We start from the raw sequence: 7655 nt of genomic DNA on the forward strand, positions 1-7655 counted from the left end.
GACCCGAAGTCAACGACCCGGGATCCATCGGGGACGGCATCGAGCGCAGATTCTGATGGCGAGTCAAAACCGATCTTTGACTCGTACGGATCGTCGGGCGGATGGATGTCGTACTTGCGCTCGTAGGACAAGCCGAACTCTTGCAACTTCGACTTGACACTTTGACCGACGACCGCGCGGGCGTAGCGAATCCCGTTGACGTGGCAGACCTCGTCGCCGTAGCGCGTCGGGATCGAGAACTCGGCGATGTCGATGCCGAGGCGGATGCACTGGATGAAAATCTCAGTGTCGAAGTGGAAGTCGTTCGCGCACAGGTCGAATGGGATCTGGCGCAGCGTGTTCACCGAGTAAGCGCGGAAGCCAGAGTGGAACTCGGTCAGGTCGGTCGACAGCAGTCGGTTCTGCAGGCGTGTGAGGAGTTGGTTGCCCACGTACTTGTAGCGCGGCATGCCGCCGGCACGCGCACCGTTGGATTTGCCGAACCGCGAACCGAATGCGGCACCGGCGCCGAGGGCAGCGCGAGCGATGGCGGCGGTGGCCTCAGGCGGGTATTGCCCGTCACCGTGGATCATCACCACGACGTCCATGCCATGCGCGATGGCGTACCGGTATCCGAGCTTCTGGTTGCCGCCATACCCGAGGTTCAACGGGTTGGCCAGGACCTCCCAGGGATAGGTGAGGTCGCTCGCTTCAAGCGCGCGACTTGCAACGGTGGCAGTCGCATCACTCGACGCGTCGTCGATAATCACGATCGTCGGGTCGAACTCGGGCTGAAGGTCGCGAGGAATTCGCCCGATCACGCTTTCAATGTGAAGCATCGCATCATAAGCAGGAATGAAGATGAGCAGTTTCGACCCGCTCATTTATCGCCGCGTCGCTCGCTTGAGATACTTCCGCACAGACCAGATTCTAACCGCGTATGAATTTGGACACGCGCAATCACACAACTGTATATTTCCCACGCTCGCCAAGGTATGGCTGGTTCTGGAAGGGGACAGAGTTGACTGAATCGCAGACAGAAGTGGTCCAATTCGCTCGGCTCGAATCGACGCTCGCCGCCGACCGCGAGCGCTACGCCTCAGCTGCCCCGTTTCCGCATGTGGTGCTGGACGGGCTGCTGGATCAAGGCGCATTCGAGCGGGCGTGCAGCGGGTTCCCGCCGATAGAAGATGCCTCCTGGAAGAGCTATCTCCACGTCAACGAGCGCAAGTACGCAAGCCAGGAACCCGACGCCTGGGATGCAACGCTGCGCAGGATCACCCGCGAGCTCACCTCAGATCGCTTTGTTGCATACCTCGAACAACTGACCGGGTTCAGCGGGCTTCTCGTTGACCCAGAAATGGACGGCGGCGGCCTGCATCAAAGCTTCCGCGGCGGCTACCTCAACCTCCACGCTGACTTCACATCGCATCACACGCACCTCGACTGGCGACGCCGCGTGAACATTTTGCTGTACCTAAATCGGGAATGGCACGCCGATTGGGGCGGTGAGTTGGAGTTCTGGAACGAAGACCGCAGCCGATGCGTCGAGCGGGTTGCCCCGATCGGGAACCGGCTCGTGGTGTTCACCACGGACGAGACCTCGTACCACGGCCACCCGGATCCAATGACCTGTCCCGACCATGTTGGCCGCCAGTCTCTGGCGCTGTATTACTTCCAGCGCGAAAGCGACCCGCTGACCCAGGCCACGGACTATCGAGCCCGTCCGGACGACGGCGGCGTCAAGGCGGCCTCGATCTACCTCGACAAAAAGATGCTCGGTGTCTATGACGTCGTCAAACGGCGATTAAACCTGCGCGATGGCTTCGCGAGCAATCTCTTGGGCCGCGTGAATCGGTTGCGTCACCGCCAACGGTGACCCGATCGCCGATGTCAAGGTCGAGGTCGAGGTCGAAGTTGGTAGCAGCGGTGACGAACCGGCAGAACTCTTCGACGACCGGCTGATCGTCGCGTCGTTGAGCGAGCGCGAGGCTGACCGTGAGCAGCGACTCAAAGTCGTCAGAGACCTCGATGCTTGAGATCCTGCCCGCATCGGTTTCGCGAACCAACCACCCGGCAACGCAGAGGATGAAACTCTTGCTGTCGAAGTTCGTCTCGCGTTCTGGGAGTCGAACGAAGTCGGCGATGTTCCAAGGGACCCCCACGAGGAACAGCAGCGTGACTGGCCGCGCACGAACATCTGCGCCCGGGATGCGCAATCAGTAGGAGATGGGTGACTCCACACAGCAACGAGATCCCGAATGACCTCCCGAAGGCGTACGTGATGTTCTGGTGGCCGACCGCAAAGAACCCGAAGACCAACGCGAGGTAGAGGGCGAGCACCGCAATAAGACCGACCCAGACCATCGCCGATGGCGCTGATGAGGCCCGTGATCCGTTGCGATGAGTATAGTAGCGACGTGGTCACGACGGGTCGATCGAACACGACGCTCGTCCATGACGCCGGCACGGACGATTCACAATTCTCCGCGCAACGCCGCGGCCGCATACCGGCGCTCGATGGTCTTCGAGGCGTTGCTGTCTTCGTCGTCGTGATGTTGCATCTCGGCATGCTGCGGCCGACCTGGCCGCTCTCGTTCCTGTACGAAGGCGGGGCCTTTAGGGGCGGATTCTTGGGTGTCGACGTGTTCTTTGTGCTCAGTGGATTCTTGATCACGGACCTCTTGCTGCGCGAACAGCAGCAGACGGGCAAGATCAACTTTGCCTTGTTCTGGCGCGCCCGGGCGTTCCGACTGTTGCCCCCACTTGCGTTCTTCCTGATCGCAGTTATCGTCTACAACGTGGCCACCGGGTACCCGGTGACGGGGACGCCTGAGGCGATGGTCACGAGCGTCGTCGCCGTGTTGATGTTCATGACCAACTGGGCCGCTCTCGCCGACGGGCCGTTCTTCCTCGAAGAACTCGGTCACCTCTGGTCGCTGTCGATTGAAGAGCAGTTCTATGTGCTCTGGCCGTTCGCGGTCCTCTTGGTCATTCCGTTGCGACGGCGACCCGCGTTCGTATCGAGCGCGCTCATCAGCGTCATGATTGCTGTCGGTGTGTGGCGAGCCGTCCGGTTTGAGTCCGACGGATGGTTGACGCCCTACTTGCGCACGGACACCCGAGTCGACGCCCTGCTCGTTGGCGCGCTGGTGGCGTCCCTGCATGCGCGCGGCAGACGAGTCGATCGCTTCCCTGTGCTGATTCGCGGGGCGCCGGTCGTCGCCGTGGCTCTTCTCATCGCTGCATTGTTCGGCCCGAACGCGACCAGTTTCTGGTACTACCGCGGCGGGTTCACGCTCGTCGCGGTCGGCACGGCGTTGATGGTCGCGGTGTTGATCAGCGAAGGCGTGCAACAGCGTCGCCCGTGGCTCGTCCGGTGTCTCGAATGGCGTCCGCTGCGGGCGTTGGGCATCGTCTCGTACGGTTTGTACCTTTGGCATTTGGCGGTGTTCGTCGCCGTCCGGCGCCTGGGTGCCGAGTGGAACGGTCTCGTTCGGGCCATTGTCGGTCTGGCGGTGACAGCTGCGGCGGTCACAGCTTCGTGGTATCTCGTCGAGGCCCCGGTCCAGCGGATGCGGCGCCGGCTCGACAGTCGTGAGGCTGATCGAAGGTCCGCTCCGGGGGCGGTGAGCCTGAATCGCCCGAGCCGGTGGTCGCCGATGGCGCTGACCGGACTCGCCGTCGGCGCCTCGATGCTCGCTGTCGCTGGACTCTCGGGGCGGCTGATGCCCGCATCGGGTCACATCGGACAATCGCAACGATTCTTCGACCTCCGTGCAAACTCGTTTCTCAACCTGGCCGACGTTCCGCCGCGAGGAACCCTGCTCGCCGAAATGGTCGCATCGGGAAGTGAAACGGCAACCTTCCACACAGCCAACATCTTGCCGTCGATCGTACGCATCCCATTCATCGTCTTGAATGGGAGTCACCCGACGAACGCCAGCGCCCTCTCGATGGCCGCTGCTTGGCTTCTCGCAGCCATATCGATTGGGTCGGTGACGCGAACTGTTGCTCGCAGGCTCGAAACCCAGGGCCGGCTTCCATCTGTGCTTGGCGCTGGGGCGGCAATCGGATTGGCCTGTGCAATCGTTGCGATCTCGCCGAGCGCGCGGGCCGAATCGTGGGCCTGGATTGTCGCGCCTGTTGTGTTCGCGGTTGCCGCAGCCCTCGCGTTTGCCGAACGGGCAAGCGCTGGTCGCGGCTTCACCCTCGTCGGAGCTGGCGTACTGGCAGCGCTCACTCATCCGGTCGTCGGCGGCCTGGTGGCCGGTGCTGTGGCGATTGCCTGCGTCGTGGGCCTGACCAACCGCGATAACCCGTCACCACGTCGATCTCGCTTCACCGTCGTCGGGGTCCTGAGCGTCACACTGGGCGCTCTACTCGCTGCCACGCTCGGGCCATTGGATCGTGGCCCAGTCCAGCTGTCGCAGCCAGACGTCGCGATCGGTTGGAATCTGCCGAAGGTGGCGCCTGCGGATGCCATCTTCGTGCGCGGGTCGTGCACTGAGTTGTTCGCGGCCGGACCCGATGCCTCGGCGCCATGGGACAGCGCCTACTACGAGTGGCTCAAACTCGCCGTCTTCGTTCCCGGGTTTTCGACAGCAGACGCCCCTGTGGCGATCGCTTCCCTTGCCGGAGAGGTACCCGTCGTCGTCTCACTTTCTGGCGACGGCCACGGCCGGATGCGTTTTGAAGTGTCCGAGGGCTCCGACTTGATTGCATCCGGGAGGTGGGAAACCAGTCTCGGCGGGCTCCGGATGCCGTTGACCGTGCGTCGGGATGGAGCCAACATCGTGGTCGTCGGAAACGGTGAAGAACTGGCGCGTCTTGCTGTCGTCGAAGCCGAGAGCGGGATCGTTCGAGCGCCGAGGGTGATCCTCAATGATTTTGCAGCAGAACTCGGTGCCACCGTGCAGATCGATGAACCAGAACCCCGTTCTGAGTCGTGCGGATCGGTCATCGACGCGGCGGTGCGGTCGGCGGCGATCGTCCGTGGGCTCCCAGCGTCCGCTGGATTCGGTGACATGGCGATCGTCGGAGCCTGCGACGCGCTCTACGTTGCAAGCGACCGGGCCAAAGGCGTGTGGGATCTGTTCGAGATCAAGCCGCTCGTGCTCGACATCACCTATCCACGCCGCCCCATGTCGGCAGCGCGTCGCGAGCTCGCTCGATCGACTGCCCCGACACCGACCGTCGTTTCGGTTGAATCCGACGGTGACGGCCGAGTGCGGTACAGCTTCAGCGTCGATTTTGTGGGCGCGAGCAGTGAGTGGCTTGATGTCGCCGCCGACGCGACACACCGCATCCGGCTCGACTTCAACGGTCCCGCGGGCTTATTCGTACTCGCGGTAGACGGGGTGACTATCGGCTGGATCCCGGCTTTGACTGGATCGGGGGCCGACGAGACCATGATGCGATTCGCGCCTGTCGAACCGCAGGCTGACTCCGAACTCGAAGCGACGGTGAAAATACTCTCGCAGCTCCCGACCCCGACCTGCGTCAATGCCATCGACGAGATGGCGCCAATGGCAGTCGCTGGCTGGACCGACGTGCCAGTGGAGGCTTCCTCTGAACGCCTCCTCGTCGTCGGTGACTGCGCCGGAGTGGTCGCCACCGATTCGATTCTCTCCGACGATGGCACGGTCCAACGCTCGAATGTTCTCGGCATCGCCGATGTGACCTTCGAGGTCATGGCGCGACCGGAGATGCCAGAGCGAGGAGCTCAATCGTCCCAACGCATCGAGGTCGTCCGATTCGACGACGAGCCCTTGACGCATATCCTCGTCGAAGTCGACGGAGCAATGCGGATGCGCATCGTTGGCGCAGTCCCGTTCCTCGAGGACGTTTCCGATTGGTTCGACCTGTCGTCAGGTCCGGTCACGGTGCGGCTGCATGCCGACCTTGATCAGCGAGTGTGGCGTGTCATCGTGAACAGCGCATTGGTCGCGACGCTGCCACTCACCGACGATCCAGAACGCCTGGCAGCGGAGCCGACGGCTGCGCCGGTCGAGCTCGGAGACATCGGCATGCCCCGACCGATCGAACAGAGCCCGACCGCGCCGGTGATCGTCACCGCAATCACGCCGGACGAGACGACACTCAGCGCGTGGTGCGAACTCCTCGTCCGATGATCGACAGCCGGCTGAACGGTCGCAGCTCTCAGACCGCCGCGAGGAGGTCGGCGCACAGGGCCGGGACACCCGTCACCAACCGTGTGACGCTGATTCCGTAGGCGGCTGCAACCGCGTCCGGCGCGTCGCGTACTCTGAGCAACGTTGGCAAGCTGTACCAATCCCCGGCGTGGCCCGACAGAGGAACGCTGTCGAAGGTGAGCAATGGCCCTTCGACGTTGTAGCGCGAATTGCGGGTGTCGACGGTGATCGTCAAATAGAACGGCAGGCTCGGGGACGCCTCGAACTCTGGGCCGACCGACCGGAGTTCACCAACGCCTTGGACGATCCGGTACAGGTCGTCGCCTGTTCGTTCGAGCACGATGTCTCTGTCCTCGATGCCGTCGAAGGAGGCCAGCACGACTCCGGCCTCGTTCGCACCGCCCGTTGGCTCATCAAGTTCGCGGACCACTTCGATCTGGAGAACGACATCGCGTACCTCGACCGGCACCCACGGCAGGTAGAGATCTCCCGTTGCCAGGTACAACGCATCACAATCGCCGACGATATGGAGTTCGTCAGCGGGCGCATCGTCTGGCAGGTCGTCGGCTTGCCTCACGAAGCGATCGAGTGGATTGCCGGTCCATTCGCTCAGGCGATGCTGCACGATGACATAGTTGCGTAGCGGTGTGCCTCCCGCCTCGATTCGTTCGCCCTGCAGAGACACCGCCGTGTTCGCAGCAACGCTGAACATCACGACGAGGGCGCTCACCATGACAACTGTGCGGCGGAGAACCGGGTGCGTAGCGTCGACGCGACCGAGCAGGACGACTGCTCCGACGCCACCCGCCATCACCAGAACTGGGAAGAACTCGGCGGTGTAGCGATGCGAGACGTACCCGTAGAACATCACGCCACCAGTGATACCCAGGGCGGCGAAAATCGGGAACCGGAGCCACCGCAGCCGCTCATCGGCTCGGCGAGCAAATGTGACCACGATCCCGGTGATGCTGAGTACAAACAGCCCTGGCATGAAGGACGTGATGCTTCCGGTCCGGTAGGTCTGGTCGAGGAACGCGCCGTTGTACGCTCGGGCGGGCTCTGCCGGAAGCGTGATGTACGGAAAGATCGTCGTGAAGCGGATGCCGTCGGGCCGGAGGTAGTTCACGAGGCTGGTGGTGAAGAACCTCGGGTTGACCAGGCCTCCGCCGTTGGCCGCGAGCGCATCGCGGCGATGTTCGCTGAGCTGGGTCCACACCTGCTTGTCGAGCGGAAACAACCAAGGATGTCGAAACTTCGCGTAGTTGACCGAAGCGCCGGCGATGAGCGGGAGCGCGCCCGCCAGAGCGGCGGCCCACCACCACTTACGGGCGGTCGGCCCGCGTCGACCCAGAGCGAACCAGGCAGCGACCATCAGGATCGTGATCGCGCATGCCCAGCCGCTCGTGGTCCGCGACAGGATCGCGACCATGGCCCAGCAGCCTGTTGCGAGCGCACGTTTCGGGCCGGGTTGTTCGATCAGCCCGGTGAGGCTGTAGACGGCTCCAATCGCTCCTGCGATCC

Annotated in this window: 5 protein-coding genes; 2 read left to right on the forward strand and 3 right to left on the reverse strand. The window is 63.1% G+C overall.

All coding sequences use genetic code 11. The annotated features are described in order from the left end of the window. On the reverse strand, window positions 1–818 hold an 818-nt coding region (locus ACH2EI_RS21460; RefSeq protein ID WP_395161521.1), incomplete at its 3' end, for a glycosyltransferase family 2 protein. Between the two features lie 182 nt (window positions 819–1000). Between ACH2EI_RS21460 and ACH2EI_RS21465 the strand changes: the two genes are divergently transcribed. Continuing rightward, window positions 1001–1858, forward strand: coding sequence for a 2OG-Fe(II) oxygenase (locus ACH2EI_RS21465; RefSeq protein WP_395161523.1), 858 nt, complete (start codon window positions 1001–1003; stop codon window positions 1856–1858). Here the strand turns inward: ACH2EI_RS21465 and ACH2EI_RS21470 are convergent. Next, window positions 1776–2144, reverse strand: a complete 369-nt coding sequence (locus ACH2EI_RS21470; RefSeq protein WP_395161525.1) for a hypothetical protein — start codon at window positions 2142–2144, stop codon at window positions 1776–1778. The genes ACH2EI_RS21465 and ACH2EI_RS21470 overlap by 83 nt on opposite strands. 255 nt (window positions 2145–2399) lie before the next feature. Between ACH2EI_RS21470 and ACH2EI_RS21475 the strand changes: the two genes are divergently transcribed. Next, complete coding sequence (locus ACH2EI_RS21475; RefSeq protein WP_395161527.1) at window positions 2400–6113, forward strand: acyltransferase family protein; 3714 nt, start codon at window positions 2400–2402, stop codon at window positions 6111–6113. A gap of 28 nt (window positions 6114–6141) precedes the next feature. Here the strand turns inward: ACH2EI_RS21475 and ACH2EI_RS21480 are convergent. Then, window positions 6142–7655, reverse strand: a 1514-nt coding sequence (locus tag ACH2EI_RS21480; RefSeq protein WP_395161529.1) for a hypothetical protein, incomplete at its 5' end; no start/stop codon positions are given.

This window comes from Ilumatobacter sp. (genome assembly GCF_041688325.1).
Classification (GTDB): domain Bacteria; phylum Actinomycetota; class Acidimicrobiia; order Acidimicrobiales; family Ilumatobacteraceae; genus Ilumatobacter_A.